Source organism: Rhodoferax sp. RT4P68 (assembly GCF_056521305.1).
This window is the reverse complement of sequence record NZ_JBWMBB010000006.1, coordinates 300,155-320,543: the sequence shown is the minus strand read 5'-3', so window position 1 is coordinate 320,543 and position 20,389 is coordinate 300,155. Positions and strand designations below refer to the sequence as shown.

Annotated in this window: 20 protein-coding genes; 7 read left to right on the top strand and 13 right to left on the bottom strand. The window is 69.3% G+C overall.

Translation table 11 applies throughout. The features are described from left to right. Positions 1 to 29: 29 nt before the first annotated feature. The 13 genes from AC099J_RS15735 to paaA form a co-directional block, all read right to left on the bottom strand. Complete coding sequence (locus AC099J_RS15735; RefSeq protein ID WP_479616207.1) at positions 30 to 758, bottom strand: ABC transporter ATP-binding protein; 729 nt, start codon at positions 756 to 758, stop codon at positions 30 to 32. 103 nt (positions 759 to 861) lie between these two features. Further along, positions 862 to 1,623 (bottom strand): ABC transporter ATP-binding protein, encoded by a 762-nt coding sequence (locus AC099J_RS15730; RefSeq protein ID WP_479616206.1) that lies wholly within the window; start codon positions 1,621 to 1,623, stop codon positions 862 to 864. Between the two features lie 73 nt (positions 1,624 to 1,696). After that, entirely contained in the window at positions 1,697 to 2,632 is a 936-nt protein-coding gene (locus AC099J_RS15725) for a branched-chain amino acid ABC transporter permease (protein WP_479616205.1), read from the bottom strand. Positions 2,633 to 2,694: 62 nt separating this feature from the next. Beyond that, a complete protein-coding gene (locus AC099J_RS15720; protein ID WP_479616204.1) occupies positions 2,695 to 3,567 on the bottom strand; it encodes a branched-chain amino acid ABC transporter permease in 873 nt (290 codons plus the stop codon). Positions 3,568 to 3,579: 12 nt separating this feature from the next. Next, complete coding sequence (locus tag AC099J_RS15715; protein ID WP_479616203.1) at positions 3,580 to 4,734, bottom strand: ABC transporter substrate-binding protein; 1,155 nt, start codon at positions 4,732 to 4,734, stop codon at positions 3,580 to 3,582. Between the two features lie 112 nt (positions 4,735 to 4,846). Further along, positions 4,847 to 6,196 carry a phenylacetate--CoA ligase PaaK gene (paaK, locus tag AC099J_RS15710; RefSeq protein ID WP_479616202.1) on the bottom strand — a complete coding sequence of 450 codons (1,350 nt, stop codon included), beginning with the start codon at positions 6,194 to 6,196 and terminating at the stop codon, positions 4,847 to 4,849. A gap of 76 nt (positions 6,197 to 6,272) precedes the next feature. Then, positions 6,273 to 6,779 (bottom strand): hydroxyphenylacetyl-CoA thioesterase PaaI, encoded by a 507-nt coding sequence (gene paaI, locus AC099J_RS15705; protein ID WP_479616201.1) that lies wholly within the window; start codon positions 6,777 to 6,779, stop codon positions 6,273 to 6,275. Between the two features lie 4 nt (positions 6,780 to 6,783). Further along, positions 6,784 to 7,575 (bottom strand): 2-(1,2-epoxy-1,2-dihydrophenyl)acetyl-CoA isomerase PaaG, encoded by a 792-nt coding sequence (gene paaG, locus AC099J_RS15700; protein WP_479616200.1) that lies wholly within the window; start codon positions 7,573 to 7,575, stop codon positions 6,784 to 6,786. 1 nt (position 7,576) lies between these two features. Then, on the bottom strand, positions 7,577 to 8,656 hold the full coding sequence (gene paaE / locus AC099J_RS15695; protein WP_479616199.1) for a 1,2-phenylacetyl-CoA epoxidase subunit PaaE: 1,080 nt from the start codon (positions 8,654 to 8,656) through the stop codon (positions 7,577 to 7,579). A gap of 4 nt (positions 8,657 to 8,660) precedes the next feature. Continuing rightward, entirely contained in the window at positions 8,661 to 9,182 is a 522-nt protein-coding gene (gene paaD / locus AC099J_RS15690; protein ID WP_479616198.1) for a 1,2-phenylacetyl-CoA epoxidase subunit PaaD, read from the bottom strand. Beyond that, the gene (gene paaC, locus AC099J_RS15685; RefSeq protein WP_479616304.1) at positions 9,176 to 9,928 is read right to left on the bottom strand and encodes a 1,2-phenylacetyl-CoA epoxidase subunit PaaC; all 753 of its coding nucleotides are present in this window, start codon (positions 9,926 to 9,928) and stop codon (positions 9,176 to 9,178) included. The genes paaD and paaC overlap by 7 nt, the downstream gene beginning before the upstream one ends. 16 nt (positions 9,929 to 9,944) lie before the next feature. Beyond that, a complete protein-coding gene (paaB, locus tag AC099J_RS15680; RefSeq protein ID WP_479616197.1) occupies positions 9,945 to 10,229 on the bottom strand; it encodes a 1,2-phenylacetyl-CoA epoxidase subunit PaaB in 285 nt (94 codons plus the stop codon). A gap of 31 nt (positions 10,230 to 10,260) precedes the next feature. Next, positions 10,261 to 11,238 (bottom strand): 1,2-phenylacetyl-CoA epoxidase subunit PaaA, encoded by a 978-nt coding sequence (gene paaA / locus AC099J_RS15675; protein ID WP_479616196.1) that lies wholly within the window; start codon positions 11,236 to 11,238, stop codon positions 10,261 to 10,263. A gap of 158 nt (positions 11,239 to 11,396) precedes the next feature. Between paaA and AC099J_RS15670 the strand changes: the two genes are divergently transcribed. The 7 genes from AC099J_RS15670 to AC099J_RS15640 all read left to right on the top strand — a co-directional run bounded on the left by AC099J_RS15670 (position 11,397) and on the right by AC099J_RS15640 (position 20,370). Beyond that, a complete protein-coding gene (locus tag AC099J_RS15670) occupies positions 11,397 to 12,488 on the top strand; it encodes a PAS domain-containing sensor histidine kinase (RefSeq protein WP_479616195.1) in 1,092 nt (363 codons plus the stop codon). Beyond that, positions 12,485 to 13,111 (top strand): response regulator, encoded by a 627-nt coding sequence (locus tag AC099J_RS15665; RefSeq protein ID WP_479616194.1) that lies wholly within the window; start codon positions 12,485 to 12,487, stop codon positions 13,109 to 13,111. The genes AC099J_RS15670 and AC099J_RS15665 overlap by 4 nt, the downstream gene beginning before the upstream one ends. Before the next feature lie 170 nt (positions 13,112 to 13,281). After that, entirely contained in the window at positions 13,282 to 14,220 is a 939-nt protein-coding gene (gene feaR / locus AC099J_RS15660; RefSeq protein ID WP_479616193.1) for a transcriptional regulator FeaR, read from the top strand. Between the two features lie 136 nt (positions 14,221 to 14,356). Beyond that, on the top strand, positions 14,357 to 15,841 hold the full coding sequence (locus tag AC099J_RS15655; RefSeq protein ID WP_479616192.1) for an aldehyde dehydrogenase family protein: 1,485 nt from the start codon (positions 14,357 to 14,359) through the stop codon (positions 15,839 to 15,841). 40 nt (positions 15,842 to 15,881) lie between these two features. Continuing rightward, positions 15,882 to 18,194 carry a primary-amine oxidase gene (gene tynA / locus AC099J_RS15650; RefSeq protein WP_479616191.1) on the top strand — a complete coding sequence of 771 codons (2,313 nt, stop codon included), beginning with the start codon at positions 15,882 to 15,884 and terminating at the stop codon, positions 18,192 to 18,194. Next, positions 18,191 to 19,030, top strand: a complete 840-nt coding sequence (locus AC099J_RS15645) for a transporter (protein WP_479616190.1) — start codon at positions 18,191 to 18,193, stop codon at positions 19,028 to 19,030. Before tynA ends, AC099J_RS15645 begins: the two co-directional genes overlap by 4 nt. A 104-nt stretch (positions 19,031 to 19,134) precedes the next feature. Further along, complete coding sequence (locus tag AC099J_RS15640) at positions 19,135 to 20,370, top strand: MFS transporter (RefSeq protein WP_479616189.1); 1,236 nt, start codon at positions 19,135 to 19,137, stop codon at positions 20,368 to 20,370. The last annotated feature ends 19 nt before the right edge of the window (positions 20,371 to 20,389 follow it).

Here is a 20,389-nt window from a genome sequence, read left to right as displayed (position 1 = left end):
AAGGCTCCGTTGGATGCGTCAGGAAGGGTTCACATGCCCAGGTAGGCGGCCTGGACTTGTTCGTTGGCCAGCAGCTCCGGGCCGGCGCCGGACAGCGTGACGGCGCCGGTCTCCAGCACATAGCCGCGGTCGGCGATCGACAGCGCCGCATGCGCGTTCTGCTCGACCAGCAAGATCGTGATGCCCTGCCCCTTGAGCTGCTGCACCACGCGAAAGATCTCGGCGATCAACAGCGGCGCCAGGCCCATGCTGGGCTCGTCGAGCAGCAGCAGCTGCGGGCGGGCCATCAGCGCACGCGCCATGGCCAACATCTGCTGCTGCCCACCCGACAGCGTGCCGGCCGGCAGGGCGCGCTTCTCCTTGAGCACCGGGAACAACGCGTAGGCCTGCTCCAGGTCGTGCGCCAGTTCGCCCGCCGGGCGCGTGTAGGCCCCCAGCAGCAGGTTGTCGTGGATCGACAGCGGCCCGAACACCTGGCGCCCCTCGGGCACCTGGCAGATGCCGGCGCGCACGCGCGCATCGGGCCGCTGCCGGATGATGCTGGCGCCCCGGTAGTGGATGTCGCCGCCGCTGGCCGGTTGCACGCCCGACAGCGTGCGCAGCAGCGTGGTCTTGCCCGCGCCGTTGGCGCCCACCAGCGCCACGATCTGGCCGGCCTGCACCTCCAGGTCGATCCCGCGCAAGGCCTGGATGCGGCCATAGTGGCTGGTCAGGCCGCGCACGCGCAGCAGTGGCGCCTCGACTGATGCCGCGCTCATGCGGCACCTCCGTGCGCTTGTATCTGTGCAACCGGCGTTGTGTCGGTGCCCATACCGCATTCGCTGGTCCGATCCCCGCAAGCGGGGCCCCTTGTCTTCGCGCTCATGCGGTAGCTCCCAGGTAGGCCGCGATCACGTCCGGGTTGGCCCGCACTTCGGCCGGCGTGCCTTCGGCCAGCTTCTTGCCGTAGTCCAGCACCAGGATGTGGTCCGACAGGTTCATCACCAGCTTCATGTCGTGCTCCACCAGCACCACGGTCACGCCGGAGTCGGCGATGCGGCGCACCAGCGCCTCGATCTCATGCGTCTCGGTGTCGTTCAGGCCGGCGGCCGGCTCGTCCAGCAGCACCATCTTGGGCCGCACTGCCAGTGCGCGCGCGATCTCCAGGCGCTTGAGCGCGCCATAGGGCATCTGGCTCGCATGGGCATCGCGCCAGGCGCCGACGCCGACGAAGTCCATGAGTTCGGCCGCTTCGGCGCGGCACGCCTGCTCGGCCCGGCGCAGGCCGGGCAGGCGCAGCGCACTGGCCAGCAGGCCCTGCTGCAGGCGCAGGTGCGCGCCGACCATCACGTTCTCCAGCGCGCCCATGTTCATGCACACCTGCAGGTTCTGGAAGGTGCGGCTCATGCCCAGCCGCGCGAGCAGGTGCGGCGCCGCGCCGGCCACGGCACTGCCCTCGAAGCGCACCTCGCCCGCGGTCGGCGTGTAGATGCCGGTGATGAGGTTGAACAGCGTGGTCTTGCCCGCGCCGTTGGGGCCGATCACCGAATGCACGGTGCCCCCGCTGATGGCAAAGCTCACGTCCTGCACCGCCTTCACGCCGCCGAACTGCTTGGTCAGGCCCTGGACGATCAATTGGCTCATTGGTGCACCCTTCGGCCTGCGGCCTGTCCCGCCAGGCGGGAGCGAGCTTGCTTGGGGCGGCCCGGCGCGGCGCTCATGAACGCTCTCCCTTGCCGCGCCAGCGCGCCGCCAGCGTGGGCACGATGCCGCGCGGCAGGTACACCATGGTCACCATCAGGATGGCGCCGAAGACCACCGTCTCCCAGCCCTCGAAGGTCGACAGCAGCTGCGGCAGCATGGTCAGGATGGCCGCGCCGACGATGGCGCCGAACACCGAGGCCATGCCGCCCACCACCACCATGGTCACCAGCTCGATCGAGTGGAAGAAGCCCGCCACGCCAGGCGAGACGAAGCCCACGTAGTGCGCGCTCAGGCTGCCGACCAGGCTGGCCACGGCCGCCGAGACGACGAAGATGCGGACCTTGACGCGCGTGGTCTCCACACCGGCCACCTGCGCCGCGATCTCCGATCCGTGGATGGCTTGCAGCGCCCGCCCGGGTGGCGAATCGACCAGGTTCAAGGCCATCCACGCGCTGAGCATCAGCAGCACGGCCACCAGCGCGTACCAGGTCCATTCGCCCGCCACTTCCCACCCGGCCAGGCTCAGTGCCCGCACGCTCATGCCGTCGGGGCCGCCGGTCCAGGCGGCCTCGTTGGTCAGCACGATGGCGATGATGATGCCCAGGCCCAGCGTGGCCATGGCCAGGTAGTGGCCCTTGAGCTTGAGGATGGGCCGCGCCACCACGAAGGCCAGCAGGGCAGCAGCCGCCGCGCCGGCCAGCAGCGCCAGCAGCGGCGGCCAGCCGAAGCGCTCGGGCAGCACGGCACTGGCGTAGGCGCCAATGCCGAGGAAGCCGGCATGGCCCAGGCTGATCTGGCCGGTGTAGCCGATCAGCAGGTTCAGCGCGATCACCACGATGGCATTCAGCCCGATGCGGATCGCCACGTCGGTCAGGTAGGGGTTGACCAGCGCGAACGGCAGCAAGGCCAGCAGCGCGGCGAGCAGCACGAGCCCCTTGTTCACGCGCACGGGACCACCCTCTGCGCTGCGCACTGCGGTGCGAACGCCTTTCGAAACGGCCGGGCGGGCACTCATACGCGCTCCGTGACTTTGGCGCCGAACAGGCCGCGCGGCATGAAGAACAGCACCAGCAGGATCAGCACGAACGGCGCTGCGTCCTTGTAGGCCGAGGACACGTAGCCGGCCGTCATGGCCTCGAACACGCCCAGCAACAGCCCGCCGACAACGGCCCCCATGCCGCTGCCCAGGCCACCCAGCGTGGCGGCCACGAAGCCTTTGAGCCCCAGCATGATGCCCACGTCGTAGGCGGTGCCGGTGATCGGCGTGACCAGGATGCCGCCGAACGCGCCGAGCCCTGCCGACAGGCCGAAGCTGGCCAGCAGGATGGTCTTGGTGTTGATGCCCACCAGCTGGGCCGCAAGCCGGTTGTGCGAGGTCGCCAGCATGGCCTTGCCCTGCAGCGTGCGCGTGAAGAACCAGGCCAGCGCCAGCACGATCAGCAGCGTCACGCCCAGCACCCACAGGCTTTGCGGCAGCAGCGTGGCGCCGCCCAGCAGGATCGGCTGCTCACCGCTGAAGGCCGGCAGCGAATGCGCGCCCTTGCCCAGCACCACCTGCACGATGCCGCGCAGGAACAGCGAGGCACCGATGGTGATGATGATCAGCGACACCACCTCGGCATTGCGCGCCGGCTCGATGGCGGCCTTCTCCACCAGCAGGCCGACCGCCGCCACCGCCAGCACCGCCAGCACGATGGCCAGCGGCAGCGGCAGGCCCAGGCCGGCCAGCACCACCGCCAGCATGCCGCCCAGCATGATGAACTCGCCCTGCGCGAAGTTGATCACGCCGCTGGCGTTGTAGATGATGGAGAAGCCCAGCGCCGCCAGCGCGTAGGTGGCGCCGACCGTGAGGCCGGAGAACAGGAATTGCAGGAATGCGGACATGGCGCCCGTGCCTCACTGCGCCAGCGCCCAGTCGCCCTTGCGCACTTCCAGCATGCGAAAGGCGCTGAGGTCCAGCCCCATGTGGTCGCTGGCCGACAGGTTGAAGCGGCCGGTCACACCCACATAACCCTGGGTCTGCTCGATGGCGGCGCGCAGCTTCTCGCCGTCCGTGCCGCCGGCGCGCTTGATGGCGTCGAGCGCCAGCATCAGCGCGTCGTAGGCATAGCCGCCGAAGGTCGACGGCTCCTCCTTGAAGCGCTCCGCGTACGCCTTGTGGTAGCCGGTGACCACCGCCTTCTGCGGGTCGCTCGTGGCCAGGGCGTCGGCGATCAGCAGTGCCGGCGACGGCAGGCGCACACCCTCGGCCGCAGCGCCGGCCAACCGGATGTACTCGTTCGAGGCCACGCCGTGCGACTGGTAGTGCGGCAGCTTCAGGCCGAGCTGGGCCACGTTCTTGGTGACCACGGCCGCGCCCTGCCCCAGGCCGAACACGAACAGCGCCTGCACGCCGGCCGCGCCGCGGATCTTGGTGAGCTGCGCGGTCATGTCGGCGTCCTTGGGGCCGTAGGTCTCGTCGGCCACGATCTCGATGCCGTGCTTGCCGGCCACGGCCAGCGTCTCCTTGCGGCCGGACTGGCCGAAGCCGCTGGTCTCCGACAGCAGGCCGACCTTGGCAAGGCCACGCGCCTTCATGTCGGCGAACACCTTCTCGGCGGCCATGCGGTCGGTGTGCGGGGTCTTGAACAGCCACTTCCTCACCGGCTCGACCACCACCACGCCGCCGGCCAGCGAGATGAAGGGCACGCCAGCCTTCTCGACCAGTGGCGCCATCGACATCGTGGCGCCGGTGGTGGTGCCGCCGATGATCAGCGCCACCTTGTCCGACTCGATCAGCCGCTTGCCGAAGTTGTTGGCCTTGGCCGCCTCGCTGCCGTCGTCATAGTGCACCAGCGCCAGCTTGCGCCCGAGCACGCCGCCCTGGGCGTTGGCACGCTCCACGTAGAGCTGCAGGGTCTTGAGTTCCGGCTCGCCAAGGAAGGCGGCCGGGCCGGTGACCGACAGCACGGCGCCGATCTTGATGTCTTCGTTCTGCGCCAGGGCCGGGGCGATGCCGGCGGCGGCCAGCAGGGCGCAGGCGACCTGCTGCATCAGGCTGCGTCTGTTCATGGGATGTCTCCTCGTGGTGGGTGGTTTGCTGTGCAGATGCACGCGGTGACCGGCGGGGCGGAATTGCGCTCCATCGGGTTGCGAATGGCGTTGCCGTGGCCGTTGCGCGACCTCAGATCGCTCCCTTGGCCAGTTCGTGCACGAGCTTGGGCCGCTTGTCGAGCACACGCCTGGCCTTGCCGGTGCTGGTGCGCTCGATGCTGTCCGCCGCCTGCACGCGCACCCGGGTGCTCACGCCCACATAGGTCTTGATCGCCTGCTCAAGCTGGCGGCCCAGTGCGTCGCTGTCACCCGGCGACATGCGGCCATTCGCCTCGGGGCGGGCTTCGACCAGCACCTCCATCTTGTCCAGGTGCCCGTCGCGCGTGAGGACGAGTTGGTAGATCGGCGCCAGCGTCGGGTGCCTCAAGATCAACTCCTCGATCTGCGTGGGGAACACGTTGACGCCGCGGATGATCAGCATGTCGTCCGAGCGGCCGGTGATCTTGCCGATGCGCCGCATCGAGCGCGAGGTCGGCGGCAGCAGCCGCGTGAGGTCGCGCGTGCGGTAGCGGATCATCGGCAGCGCCTCCTTGGTGAGCGAGGTGAACACCAGTTCACCCTCCTCGCCATCGGGCAGCACCTCACCGGTCTCGGGGTCGATGATCTCGGGGTAGAAGTGGTCTTCCCAGATCACCGGGCCGTCCTTGCTTTCCACGCATTCACTGGCCACGCCCGGGCCCATCACCTCGGACAGGCCGTAGATGTCCACCGCATCGATGCCGGCGCGCGTCTCGATCTCCGAGCGCATGGCGTCGGTCCAGGGCTCGGCGCCGAAGATGCCGATCTTCAGCGAGCACTCGGCCGCGTCCAGGCCCTGGCGCAGCATCTCCTCGATGATGTTGAGCATGTAGCTGGGCGTGACCATGATGATGTCGGGCTTGAAGTCCGTGATCAGCTGCACCTGCTTCTCGGTCTGCCCGCCCGACACCGGGATCACCGTGCAACCCAGCCGCTCGGCGCCATAGTGCGCACCCAGGCCGCCGGTGAACAGGCCGTAGCCGTAAGACACATGGCAGATGTCACCCGCACGCCCACCGGCCGCGCGGATCGAGCGCGCCACCAGGTTGGCCCAGGTATCGATGTCGTTGCGTGTGTAGCCCACCACGGTGGGCTTGCCGGTGGTGCCCGACGAGGCGTGGATGCGCACCACCTGCTCGCGCGGCACGGCGAACAGGCCGAACGGGTAGTTGTCGCGCAGGTCCTTCTTGCCGGTGAAGGGGAACCGGGACAGGTCCTTGAGTTCCTTCAGGTCTTCCGGGTGCACGCCCTTGGCGTCGAACGCGGCGCGGTAGTGCGGCACGTTGCGGTAGGCGTGGGCCAGCGTGGCCTTGAGGCGTTGCAGCTGCAGCGCGTGGATCTCGTCGCGGCTGGCGCGTTCGATGGGGTCGAGTGCCTCGGGGGTCGGATGGCTTCTGGGCATGGTGTGGTCCTCGTGTCGTGCTCGGTACGGTGCGGTGCGTGGTTCGGGTGCGGGGTTCGTAAGGGTCAGGTGCGGGTCAGGTGGCGCCGTCGCCGGCGATCACCTGGCCGGCGATGCGGTACGACTTGCCACGGAACAATGCGACCAGCGTGCCGGTCTCGTCGCTGACCTCGATGTCGTACAGGCCGGTGCGGCCGCCCGCTGCGCGCACCTGGGCCCGCGCCTGCAAGCGGCTGGCGGCCCGGCCGGGCGCCATGAAATCGATGCTGCAACCGGAGGCCACCGTCACCTGGTTGCCGCTGTTGCAGGCGTAGGCGAAGGCGGTGTCGGCCAGCGCAAACAGAAAGCCGCCGTGGCACACGCCATGGCCGTTCAGCATGTCCTCTCGCACCGTCATCGACAGCTCGGCCTGGCCAGGTGCGATGCGCTCGATGGCGATGCCCAGATGCCGGGCCGCGGCGTCGCGCGCGTACATGGCCTTGGCCACGGCTTCGGCCAGGGCCTGCGGATCAGTGGGCACCGGGGTCGCGCCGGCGTCGCCTCCGGCGCGCGCTTGCGCGGTGCGGCCTGTCGCGTCGTGCATGGCCTCAGGCTCCGGTGAAGCGCGGCGCGCGCTTGTCGATGAAGGCGGCCACGCCTTCGCGGTAGTCGGCGCTGTGGCCCAGCTCGCGCATGCAGTCGCGCTCCAGGTCGAGCTGCTGGGCCAACGTGTGCTGCCCGCTGGCGGCCAGCGCCTGCTTGGTGCGCGCCAGGCCCAGCGTGGGCGCGGTGGCCAGGTGGCGGGCGAGTGCATCGACCTCGTCGGCCAGGCGCTCGTCGTCCACGCACTTCCAGATCAGGCCCCAGTCGGCGGCCTGCTGTGCGCTCAGCTTGTCGCCCAGCATGGCCAGCCCGGTCGCGCGGGCATGGCCCAGCAACCGCGGCAGGAAGTAGGTGCCGCCGGTGTCGGGGATCAGCCCGAGCTTGCAGAACGCCTCGACGAAGCTGGCCGAGCGCGCGGCGATCACCAGGTCGCAGGCCAGCGGCAGGTTGGCGCCGGCCCCGGCCGCCACGCCGTTGACGGCGCAGACCACGGGGATCGGCAGCGCACGCAGCGCCAGTACCAGCGGGCCGTAGTACAGCTCGATGGAGCGGCCCAGGTCCGGCGGCCCGGCGTCGGGCGCCACGGCGCGGTCCGACAGGTCCTGCCCGGCACAGAAGCCGCGGCCGGCGCCGGTCAGCACCAGCCCGCGCACGGACTTGTCGGCAGCGACACGGCGCAGGGCGTCGGCCACCTCCTCGTGCATGGCCACGTTGAAGCTGTTCAGCCGCTCGGGGCGGTTCAGTGTCAGCCGGGCGATGCCGTCGGCGACGCTGAACAGGATGTTCTGGTAATCCATGTCACTCGTCCTGGTCGAAGTCGAGCACCACGCGCTCGGTGACGGGAAAGGCCTGGCAGCTCAGCACGAAGCCGCGCGCGATTTCGTAGTCCTCCAGCGCGTAGTTGGCGTCCATCTCGACCTTGCCCTCCAGCACCTTGCAGCGGCAGGTGGCGCACACGCCGCCCTTGCAGGAATAGCGCATGTCGATGCCCTGCTGCAGCGCGGCGTCGAGCACCGATTCGGTGTCGCGCGCCATCTGGAAGCTGCGCTGGCTGCCATCGGCGATGACGACGATTTCGCTCTCCAGCACCGCGCCTGCGGTCTGCGCGGCCACCGTGTGCGCCTTCTTCTTGGGGATGCTGGCGGCGAACAGCTCGACCTTGATCGCTTCCTTGGCCATGCCCTGCGCGCGCAGCGCCTCGCTGACCGCCTGCATCATGGATTCGGGGCCGCAGATGAAGGCAGCGTCGTGGTCGGCCACCCGGATCCAGCTGGCGAACAGCGCGTCGCATTTCTCCCGCGTGATGCGGCCGTTGAACAGCGCGATGTCCTGCTGCTCGCGGCTCATCACATAGACCAGGTTCAGGCGCTCGCGGTAGGTGTCTTTCAGCTCGGCCAGTTCCTCGCGGAAGATCACCGACGCCGAAGAGCGGTTGCCATAGACCAGCGTGAAGCTGGACAGCGGCTCGGTCTGCAGCGTGGTCTTCACGATGGACAGCATGGGCGTGATGCCGCTGCCCGATGCGAACGCCAGGTAGCGTTTGCGCTGGGCCGGGTCCAGCGGCAGGTTGAAGTGCCCCATCGGCGGCATCACCTCGATGCCGACGCCGGGCTTGAGCGTGTCGTTGGCCCAGGTGGAGAACTGGCCGCCCGTGGTGCGCTTGATCGCGACCCGCAACTGCGGGTCGCCCACGGCCGAGCAGATCGAGTAGGAACGGCGCAGATCCTCGCCGTTGACCTTGGCGCGCAGCGTGAGGTGCTGGCCCTGCGTGAAGGCAAAGCGCTCGCGCAGCGCCGGCGGCACGGCCAGCGTGGCCACGATGGTGTCGCGCGTTTCCTGGCGCACCTGCGCGATCGTCAGCGGATGGAAGGTACTCATGGCGTCAGTGGCTTTTGAAGTAGTCGAACGGCTCCAGGCAGTCGGCACAGGCGTAGAGCGCTTTGCAGGGCGTCGAACCGAAGGCGCTGGTCAGCCGCACGCGGGTGCTGCCGCAGCGCGGGCAGGCGGGCCGCGGCGGTGCGGCGGCGCGGCCGATGTCGGCCACATTGATGCGCTGCTCCGCGGCGCGGCCCATGGGCGGTGCGATGCCATAGGCCAGCAGCTTGCGGCGGCCCGCGTCGCTGATCCAGTCGGTGGTCCAGGGCGGCGCGATGCGCTGCACCAGCCGCACTGCATCCACGCCGTGCGCGCGCAGCGCCTGGGCGATGGACGCCTCGATCACATGCGTGGCCGGGCAGCCCGAGTAGGTCGGCGTGACGGTCACCACACAGGTGCCGCCGTCCCAACCCACCTCGCGCACGATGCCCAGATCGACCACCGAGATCACCGGGATCTCCGGGTCCTCGACCGCGTCCAGCCAGCGCCAGACCTGGGCAGTCTCCGGCGTGCGCGCGTCGCTCACCATTGCTGCCCCGGATAGGCGCGCTGCAGGAACTGCATCTCGGCCAGCAGGTAGCCGATGTGCTCGCTGTGCCGGCCCTGCTTGCCGCCCTTGTGCATCCAGGCGTCGGGGTCGGGCACCTTCAACGTGGCCGCTGCCAAGGTACGGGCCACCTGCTCCAGCCAGGGCGCGCGCAGCGCGTCCACGCCGGGCGCGATGCCCTGGGCCTGCAGCACCTCGTCCACGCCGTCGGTGCTGAAGAGCTCGCCGGTGTAGGGCCACAGCGCGTCCAGCGCCTGCTGCATGCGGCGGTGGCTCTCCGGCGTGCCGTCGCCCAGGCGCACCACCAGGGCGGCGCTGCGGCGCAGGTGGTAGTTGACCTCCTTGCGCGCCTTCTCCGCGATGCCGGCGATCTGCTCGTCGGCGGATGTGGCCAACTGGTCGAGCAGCAGCAGATGCCAGTGGTCGAACAGGTACTGGCGCATCAGCGTGTCGGCATAGCTGCCGTTGGGCTGCTCGACCAGCAGCACATTGCGGAACTGGTGCGCGTCGCGGCCGAAGGCCAGCGCGTCTTCGTCGCGGCCCGCGCCTTCGATCTGGCCGGCGTAGCCGAGCCACAGCCGGGCCTGGCCGATCAGGTCCAGCGCGGTGTTCGCCAGCGCCAGGTCTTCCTCCAGCGCCGGCCCCTTGCCGACCCATTGCGACAGGCGCTGGCTCAGCACCAGGGCGTTGTCGCCCAGGCGCAGCAGATAGTCGAACTTGTCGTCCAGCATGGTGCGGCCCCGGCTACAGGTTCTTCACTTCTTCCGGCATCGGGAAGAAGGTGGGGTGGCGGTAGACCTTGCTGTTGCTCGGCTCGAACAGTGCCTCCTTGTCGCCAGGCGCGCTGGAATGGATGTCGCTGGCGCGCACCACCCAGATGCCCACGCCCTCGTTGCGGCGCGTGTAGACATCACGCGCGTTGTTCACGGCCATGGCCGCGTCCGTGGCGTGCAGGCTGCCGACGTGCTTGTGCGCCAGACCGTGCTGGCTGCGGATGAAGACCTCCCACAGAGGCCATTCCTTGCTCATTGCGTGCTCCTTGAAGGGGGTTCAGAGGGGGTCAGACGGTGGCGTGCTTGTCGGCGTGCGCCACCAGCGCATCGCGGAACCAGCGGCCGTCCTCGTAGGCCTGCACGCGGGTGTGCAGGCGCTCGCGGTTGCACGGGCCATTGCCGCGCAGCACCTCGTGGAACTCGGTCCAGTCGATCTCGCCGAAGTCGTAGTGGCCGCGCTCCTCGTTCCAGCGCAGATCAGGGTCGGGCACGGTCAGGCCCAGGTACTCGGCCTGCGGCACGGTCTGGTCGACCATGCGCTGGCGCAGCTCGTCGTTGCTGTGCAGCTTGATGCGCCAGGCGGCCGACTGGCCGCTGTGTACCGAGTCGGCGTCCGGCGGGCCGAACATCATCAGCGAGGGCCACCACCAGCGGTTCAGCGCGTCCTGCGCCATCTGCTTTTGCTCGGCGCTGCCGCGGCACAGGGCCAGCATGATGTCGTAGCCCTGGCGCGCGTGGAACGACTCCTCCTTGCAGACGCGGATCATGGCGCGTGCATAGGGGCCGTAAGAGCAGCGGCACAGCGGGATCTGGTTGATGATGGCCGAGCCATCGACGAGCCAGCCGATGGTGCCCATGTCGGCCCAGCTCAGCGTGGGGTAGTTGAAGATGCTGGAGTACTTGGCGCGCCCGCTGTGCAGTGCGTCCAGCAGTTCGTCGCGCGAGACGCCCAGCGTTTCGGCCGCGCTGTACAGGTACAGGCCGTGCCCCGCCTCGTCCTGGATCTTGGCCAGCAGGATGGCCTTGCGTTTGAGCGTCGGCGCGCGGGTGACCCAGTTGCCCTCGGGCAGCTGGCCGACGATCTCCGAGTGCGCGTGCTGCGAGATCTGGCGGATCAGCGTCCTGCGGTAGTTCTCGGGCATCCAGTCCTTGGGCTCGATCTTGATGCCGGCATCGATGCGGTCCTGGAAGGCGCGCTCCTCGGGGGGCAACTCGCTGCTGCTGCGCAGGCGCTGGGCGCCGGTATCGACAAGCTGGGCGTACATGCGTGGGGCTCTCCGTGGACGGGTGGTGGTCGTTGGAGATGGATGCTAGGCAGCGCTGGCGGTGCGCGGCAGGTGCCGTTTTCTGACAGCGGGCAGGGGTTTGTCCGGGCCGTGATCCAGCCTTTTCTGACACGGCCTGCGCAGTACCATTCCCCGTCATGGAGGCTGACTCCCCCGTACCTGCACTGGCGTTGGACGATGTGCCCTTTCGCGGCATCGTCGAGCAGAGCATCGCCGGCATCTACGTCGTCATCGACGAGCGCTTCATGTATGCCAACGACACCTTCGCGGCGATGTTCGGCTACACGCGTGCGGAGTTCATCGGCCGGCGCATGGCCGATTGCGTGACGGCCGATTCGGTGCCGCAGGTCATGGACAACTACCGGCGCCGCATGGCCGGTGAGATTGGCTCGATCCGCTACCTGACCAAGGGTCTGCGCAAGGACGGGCAGATCGTCTACCTGGATCTGCACGCTTCGCGGGTTGACCGCCACGGCCAGCCGGCGCTGGCTGGCGTGGCGCTGGACATCACGGCCAGCGTGCTGCGCGAGCAGGAACTTGCACGCTCGCGCGAGCGGCTGCAGGCCTTGACGCGCCACATCAACCGCACGCGCGAGGTGGAGCGCGCGCGGCTGGCGCGCGAAGTGCACGACGTGCTGGGCGGCATGCTGACCTCGGCCAAGTTCGACCTCGCACGCATCGTGCGGCGCACCCGCACGCCGGAGCATGCCGAGGTGCACCAGATTGCCGAGGAGTTGATGGTGCTGCTGCAGGACACCATCACCACCGCGCGCGCCATCTCCAACGACGCGCGACCGGTCAGCCTGGATCTGCTGGGCCTGCACGCGGCGCTGCGCCAGGCGGTGGAGCGCTTTGGCGAGCGGCATGCGCTGGCCGTGCGCGTGCACAGCGAGGGCGACGCACGAGGTGTGCCGCCAGCCATTGCGATGCAGATCTACCGCATCGTGCAGGAGGCCTTGACGAACGTGGTGCGTCATGCACGCGCCAGCGAAGTCACGCTCAGCCTGGTCGAGAACGCGCAAGGCTTCACGCTGCGGCTGGCGGACGACGGTATCGGCATCGGCGCCACCGAGGCCCGCCCGGAGTCGATCGGCTTGTTCAGCATGGCCGAGCGTGCACGCGAGATCGGTGCGACGCTGGCGGTGCAACCGGGTGCCGCCGGTGGCACCGAAGTGCTGCTGCATCTGCCACTGCCACTGGCGCAGCCGGCGCCGGAGCGCGCTGCATGATTGATCTGCTCGTGGTGGACGACCACACCATCTTTCGCGCCGGCGTGCGCCGCCTGATGTCCGACGAGCCCGACATCCGCGTGACTGGCGAGGCAGCCGACAGCGCCGAGGCGCTGGCCGCCGTGCGGGGCGGCCATTTCGACGTGGTGCTGATGGACATCCATCTGGGCGCGCGCAACGGCCTGGAAACGCTGGCGGTCGTGCGGGCCGAATGGCCGCGGTTGCCGGTCATCATGCTGTCGATGTACGACGAAGCGCAGTACGCGCGGCGCGCACTGCGGGCCGGTGCCAACGCCTACCTGTCCAAGGACGTGAGCCACGAGGAACTGCTGCGCGCCATCCGCCATGTGCGCGGCGGCAGCACCTACGTGACGAGCGGGTTCGCCGTGCTGTCGTGCGCGCCCACCGCCGGCCCGGCGCAGCTGCACCGCGAACTGTCGCCGCGCGAGATGCAGGTGATGCAGAAGATCGTGCGCGGTGTTCCACTGACCGAGATCGGCGTGCAGATGTGCGTGAGCGTCAAGACCATCGGCACGCACCGTCACCGCATCCTGGAAAAGCTGGGCCTGAGCAGCAACGCTGAACTGGTGCAGTACGCGGTGCGCTGGGGCCTGGTCGATTGATGAGGCAGGGCCCTGCGCCCCACCTGTCGCAAATACCAATGCCACCCGCCCCGACCCTCCCGACAATCGGCGGCGGCCGGATGCTCGCCACGTTGGTCTGAAACTTGCTGGAACCGCCAGGCGGATCAGCGTCGTCCGCACCGCCCTCTGACGCCAGACACAAGAAGCCCATGGACCAAGACACGCTGCCGGCCGCACCATCCGTTACTTTTGACGAGTGGATTGCCCGCATCAATGAAGCCTGCGGGCGCCTGAGCGCGCGGCCGGAGCCCGGGCGTTTCCAGGGCCATCTGGTCGAGCGCCAGAGTTCTGCGCTGCGCGTGACCATGGTCGACGCTGGCGGCGTCGAGCTGTTCCGCACCTGGGCCGACATGCGCGGCAGCGACGACGGCTACTTCTACGGCGTGCTGCAGCTGCGCGGCAGTGCCGGCGTGGAGCAGGACGATGCACGCGCGCTGCTGCAGGCCGGCGATCTGGCCTTGCTGGACACCCGCCGGCCGTTCAAGGTGTCGATGGGCGAGGGCTCGCGCGAGCTGTCGCTGATCCTGCCGCGCCCGCTGGTCGAACGTGGCCTGAGCGCGGGGCGGGTCGCCTGCGCCAGGCGCATCCCCGCCAGCTCCCCACTGGCAGGCCTGGCCGGCCGGCTCATGCTCAGCGCCTTCCGCGAATCGCGCAGCACGCTGGAGCTGCCCGAGACCGAAGCCATGTTGGATGCCGTGGTCAGCCTGCTGCGTCCCGGCATCGCGGTGGCTGAGCCCCTCCCCAGCAGCCGTGACCGGCTGTTCCGCAAGGCCTGCGACTTCATCGACGCGGAACTGGCACGCGACGACCTCACGCCCGAGCTGATCGCGCGTTCGATCGGGGTCTCGGTGCGCGGGCTGTACCGCGTGTTCGCAGGCCAGGGCCTGGTGGTGGCCCAGCACATCCGCCACCGCCGGCTGGACCGCTGCGCCGACGAACTGCGCTCGCTGAGCGGGGGCACCGACAAGCTGTCGGCCATCGGCTACAGCTGGGGCTTTGCCGACTCCAGCCATTTCTCGGCCGCGTTCAAGGCGCGTTTCGGCGTCTCGCCCAGCGGCTACCGCCAGCGCTACGCCGCCACGGCCTGACATGCCGGGCTGACGCGCCGGGCTGGCGCGCAGGCCACAAGCTGGCAGGCGTACACCATCGTCTGGCAGGCAGGCCACAGAGCAACCCCATGCTGCTGCCTAAGCTTCGTTCGACTCACCAACGAAGGCTTCCAACGTGGCAAACATCGAACTCTTGAACGGGACGCTGGCGTTCCTGGACCGCCAGCACGGCAGCTTCATCGACGGCGCGCCGGTGCGCGAAGGCACGCCCATCGACGTGCTGGACCCGGCCACCGGCGCCCCCATCGCCAGCCTGGCGCAGGCCGACGCGGCGCTGGTGGACCGTGCCGTGCGCAACGCCGACGCGGCCTTTCGCGACGGGCGCTGGTCCGGCCTGCGCCCGGCTGATCGTGAACGCATCCTGCTGGACTTCACCAGCCTGGTCGCGGCCCACGCCGAGCAGCTGGCGCAGCTGGAGACCCTCAACCAGGGCATGTCGATCCATGCCGCGCGCGCCATCGGCGTTGGCGCCACGGTGGAGTTCATGCGCTACATGGCCGGCTGGGCGACCAAGATCGAGGGCCACACGCTGGACGTGTCCATCGCCGTGCCACCCGGCACGCGCTACACCGCATTTGCGCGGCGCGAGCCGGTGGGTGTGGTGGCCGGCATCGTGCCCTGGAACTTCCCTTTGATGATCGCGGCGTGGAAGGTGCTGCCGGCGCTGGCGGCGGGCTGCACGGTCGTCATCAAGCCCGCCGCCGAAACGCCGCTGACCGCCTTGCGCCTGGCCGAACTGGCGCTGCAGGCCGGTGTGCCACCGGGCGTGTTCAACATCGTGGCCGGTGGCGCCGAGGCCGGCCAGGCCCTGGTGGCCCACCCGCTGGTGCGCAAGGTCAGCTTCACCGGCTCCACGCGCGCCGGCAAGCAGGTCGGCAAGTCAGCCATCGACCACATGGCGCGCGTGACGCTGGAGCTGGGTGGCAAGAACCCGATGGTCGTGCTGGCCGACGCCGACCTGGACAAGGCCGTGCAGGGCGTGCTGCTGGGCGGCCTCTTGAACCAGGGCCAGGTGTGCGCGGCGGCCTCGCGCCTGTACGTGCACCAATCGCGCGTTGCAGACTTCACCGAACAACTCTCGGCCGCCGTGGCGGGCCTGTCCATCGGCCCCGGCCTGGACCCGACGGCGCAGACCAACCCGGTGGTGTCGCAACGCCAGCAGCGCAGCATCGAGGCGCACATTGCGAACGCCCGCGCCCAGGGCGCCCGCGTGGCCATCGGCGGCACGCCGCTGGCGCGCGCGGGCTTCTATGTCGCGCCCACGGTGCTGGCCGGCGTCACGCACGACATGGCGGTTGCGCGTGACGAAGTGTTCGGCCCCGTGTTGTCCGTGCTGTCCTTCGACCACGACGACGAGGCCATTGCGCTGGCGAACGACAGCGACTACGGCCTGGGCGCCAGCCTGTGGACGCGCGACCTGGGCAAGGCCATGAACCTGGTGCCGCGCATCGAGGCCGGCACGGTGTGGGTCAACACCCATGTGCTGCTGGACCCGGCCATGCCGTTCGGCGGCGTCAAGCAGTCCGGCATCGGGCGCGAGTTCGGCCGCGGTGCGGTCGAAGCCTGCACCGAGACCAAGTCGGTCTGCTTCGCGCACTGATCCGCCCTCCCCGCTTTTTTTCCCCTACCTGCACATCACCATGTCGACGCCTTCCTTCCCCACCCTGCGCCGCGCCAGCGCGCTCGCCCTGGGCGCCACCACGGCGGCCGCCCTGCTGCTCGGTGCGCCGCCCGCCCTCGCCCACGGCGGCGCGGCCCAGATGCTGCCTCTGGCCAAGGCCCTCGACGGCTTTGGCGCCACCGTGCGCTGGGACGCCTTCGCCCGCCTCTACACGATTGACCGCAACAGCACCACGGTGCGCCTCAAACCCGGCTCGCGCGACGCCACCGTCAACGGCACACTGCTCAAGCTCGAAGTGCCGGTGACGATGCGCGGCGGCAAGCCCTATGTGTCCAGAGGCTTCGTCAACCAGGTGTTCCAGTCCGGCCTGGACAAGACCTTCGTGGTCGAGCGCACCCCCAGCCCGCTGAACCCCCTGACGGCCGACGAGATCAACGCCGTGGTCGAAGTGCTGAAGGCCAGCGGCCGCTACCAGGCGAGCCACCGCTTCACCGAGATCACGCTGAAGGCGCCGCCCAAGGACCAGGTCTGGGACTACGCACTCAGCGGCAAGCCCATGGCCGCCCAGCGGCAGGCCCAGTTTGTCATCCTGGACGGCAAGAAGGTCATCGAAGGCAATGTCAACCTGGTGACCCGCCAGCTGCACGGCTGGAACGAGATCGCAGGCGCCCACGGCATGGTGCTGCTGGACGACTTCGCCTCGGTGCAAGCCGCCATCGAAGCCAGCCCCGAATACGCGCAGGCCCTGGCCAAGCGCGGCATCACCGACGTGAAGAAGGTCATCGGCACGCCGCTGACGGTGGGCTACTTCGCCGGCAAGGATGCGCTGAAGCAGGAAGACCGGCTGCTGAAAGTCGTCAGCTACCTGGATGTGGGCGACGGCAACTACTGGGCCCACCCCATCGAGAACCTGGTGGCCGTGGTCGATCTGGTGCAGAAAAAGGTCGTCAAGGTCGAGGACCAGGGCGTCGTCCCGGTGCCGATGAAGGCCACGCCCTTCGACGGCCGTGACCGCCAGGCCACGCCCGCGCCCAAGCCGCTGCACATCACCGAGCCCGAGGGCAAGAACTACACCATCACCGGCAACACGCTGCGCTGGCGCAACTGGGATTTCCATGTGCGGCTGGACTCGCGCGTGGGCCTCGTGCTGTCCACCGTCACCTACAACGACAAGGGCACCAAGCGCAAGGTGATGTACGAAGGCGGGCTGGGCGGCATGATCGTGCCCTACGGCGACCCGGACAGTGGCTGGTACTTCAAGGCCTACCTGGATTCGGGCGAGTACGGCATGGGCACCCTGACCTCGCCCATCGAGAAGGGCAAGGACGCGCCCGAGAACGCGGTGCTGCTCAGCGCCCTGCTGGCCGACTACACCGGCAAGCCGACCACGGTGCCCAATGCGATTGCCGTGTTCGAGCGCTACGCCGGCCCCGAATTCAAGCACCAGGAGATGGGCCAGCCCAACATCAGCGCCGAGCGGCGCGAACTGGTGGTGCGCTGGGTCAGCACGGTGGGCAACTACGACTACATCTTCGACTGGGTGTTTGCCGAGAACGGCACCATCGGCATCAACGCCGGCGCCACCGGCATCGAGGCCGTCAAGGGCGTGCAGAGCCGCACCATGCAGGATGCCAGCGCCGCAGAAGACACGCGCTACGGCACGCTGCTGGACCACCACATCGTGGGCACCACGCACCAGCACATCTACAACTTCCGGCTTGACCTGGATGTGGATGGCGAGGCCAACACGCTGACCGAGATCGAACCGGTGGTGCTGCCCAACACCCGTGGCGGCCCGCGCACCAGCACCATGCAATCGACCACGCGCACCGTGGCCACCGAGCAGGACGCCGCGCAGAAGTTCGACCCGTCCACCATCCGCCTGCTGAGCAACACGGCGCGCACCAACAAGGTGGGCAACCCCGTGTCCTACCAGCTGATCCCGTACGCCGGCGGCACCCACCCGATTGCCAAGGGCGCCAACTTCGCGCGCGACGAGTGGATCTACAACCGGCTGAACTTCATGGACAAGCAGCTGTGGGTCACGCGCTACCACCCTGACGAGGCCTTCCCCGAGGGCAAGTACCCCAACCGCTCGGACAAGGACACGGGGCTGGGCCAGTTCACGGCCGACAACCAATCCATCGTGGGCACCGACAACGTGGTCTGGCTGACCACCGGCACCACCCACATCGCGCGTGCCGAAGAGTGGCCCATCATGCCGACCGAGTGGGTCAACGTGCTGCTCAAGCCCTGGAATTTCTTTGACGAGACGCCCACCCTCGGCCTGAACCGGGCCGCCGCCCAGGACGGAAAGAAGAGCACCCCATGAGCACCCGCACCTCCCTGTTCACGCTCGGCCTGCTCGCAGCAGCGTCCGCCCAGGCTGCCGGCCTGCCCGACCCGGGCGACTATGTGCCGGCGCCGGCCGGCGCCACCGTGGTCGCCCTCTACGCCCAGCACCAGACGGCCGACCGCGTCTACGACAACGGCCGGCGCATCCCCGGCGACCTGGGCCTGAAGCTGGACCTGGGCATCGTGCGCGCCATGCACTACTTCGAACTGGGCGGCATGCCGGCCGATGTCGAGGTGATCCTGCCCACGGCGCGCCAGCGCGTGCACGCAGCCGGCTATTCGGAATCGGGCATCGGCAACGTGATCGTCGGCGCCACGCTGTGGACACTGTCGGACGCACAGGCCGGCCGGCATCTGGGCTGGGCCGCCTACCTGTCGCTGCCCACCGGCGGCAAGCGCGCGCAGGGCCTGGCCGTCAGCGAAGACCGCTACGCACTCGACCTGGAGGGCGGCTACATCACCAGGTTGGGCGGCGCCTGGACGCTGGACCTGGTCGGCCAGGTCGAGTTCTACAGCCGCGACCGCACGACCGACGTCACGCGCCGGCCCATGGCGCGCGGCTTCGCGCACCTGAGCTACCGCCTGTCCGACGCCAACACCCTGGCCGTCAGCCTGCGCCAGACCTACGGCATGCGCGAGAGCCAGTACGGCATGTCCGTGCTGGGCGCGCGGCGCGACACCAACCTCATGCTGACCTGGCAGCACCAGCTCAGCGAGACCGTGCAGCTGCAACTGCAGTACCAGAAGGATGTGAAGGTGCGCAACGGCCCGGCACTGGCCGGGCTGCAGGCGCGGGCCGTGATGGCGTTCTGACCACCGGCGGGGGAGGCGCCAGTCGCGCTGGCGACGCGGCGCAGCGCGTGGGCCGTCACGTCTGCCAGCCTTGTGGCTATGCTGGCCGGCCACACGCCCCCACCATGTCCCGCCTGCACGCCCTGCGCCCCGCGCTGCCGATCCTGATCGGCGCCTCCGTTATGCTCAGCCTGGCCATGGGCCTGCGCCAGAGCCTGGGCATCTTCATGCCGCCGCTCACGCGCGACCTGGGCGTCTCGGTGTCGGATTTCACCATCGCCATCTCCATCCAGAACCTGGTGTGGGGCATCCTGCAGCCGTTCGCGGGCGCGCTGGTGGTGCGCATCGGTTACCGCAAGCTGACGTTGGCCGGCGCCCTGCTCTACGTGGCCGGCCTGGCCCTGCTGGCCATGGCGCAGGGGTTGCTGGGTGTCGTGTTGGGTGCCGGTGTGCTGATCGGCATGGCGCTGGCCTGTACCGGCAGTTCCATCGCCATGGCCGTGGCGGCGCGGCCCGTGCCGGTGGCGCTGCGCAGCCTGGTGCTGGGCATGGTGTCGGCGGCCGGTTCGCTGGGCGCGCTGGTGGCCGCGCCGCTGGGCCAGGTCGTCAGCCAGGACCAGGGCTGGCGCTTGGGCGTCGCGACCTTCGTGGTGCTGGCACTGGCGATGGTGCCGGCGGCGTGGATCGCCGGCCGGGTAGACGGGGAACCCTTGCCCGCCACCGGTGCCGGGCGCCAGCAAAACGCGCGCGAAGCCCTGGGCACGGCGCTGCGCAGCGGCCCCTTCGTGGTGATGGCGCTGGCCTATTCGGTCTGCGGCATGCAGCTGGTGTTTTTGACGACGCACCTGCCCGCCTACCTGGATCTGTGCGGCATGGACCCGATGCTCAGCGCGCAGGCGCTGGGCACCATCGGCGGCTTCAACGTGCTGGGCAGCCTGTTCTTCGGCTGGGCCGGCGGCCACGTCAACAAGCAGGCGCTGCTGGGCGGCATCTACGTGCTGCGGTCGATGGCGCTGGTGTGGTACTTCCAGACACTGCCCACACCCGAGAGCACGCTGGTGTTCGCGGCCGTCATGGGCTTTCTGTGGCTGGGGGTGGCGCCCCTGGTGTCGGGCTGGATCGTGCAGACCTTCGGCCTGCGCTGGCAGGCCATGCTGGCCGGAGTGGCCTTTTGCTGCCACCAGCTTGGCAGCTTCGTCGGTGCGCTGGGCGGCGGCCTGGTCTACGATCGGCTCGGCAGCTACAACCTGGCCTGGCAGGTGGCCGCCGCCGTCGGCCTGGCGGCCGGGCTGGTGCAACTGGCGTTTGCCTATCTGGGCAAGCCGCCGGCCGGCCCGGCATTGCAGCCAGTGCCCCCCTGATGTTCCGCTGAACCGGAGG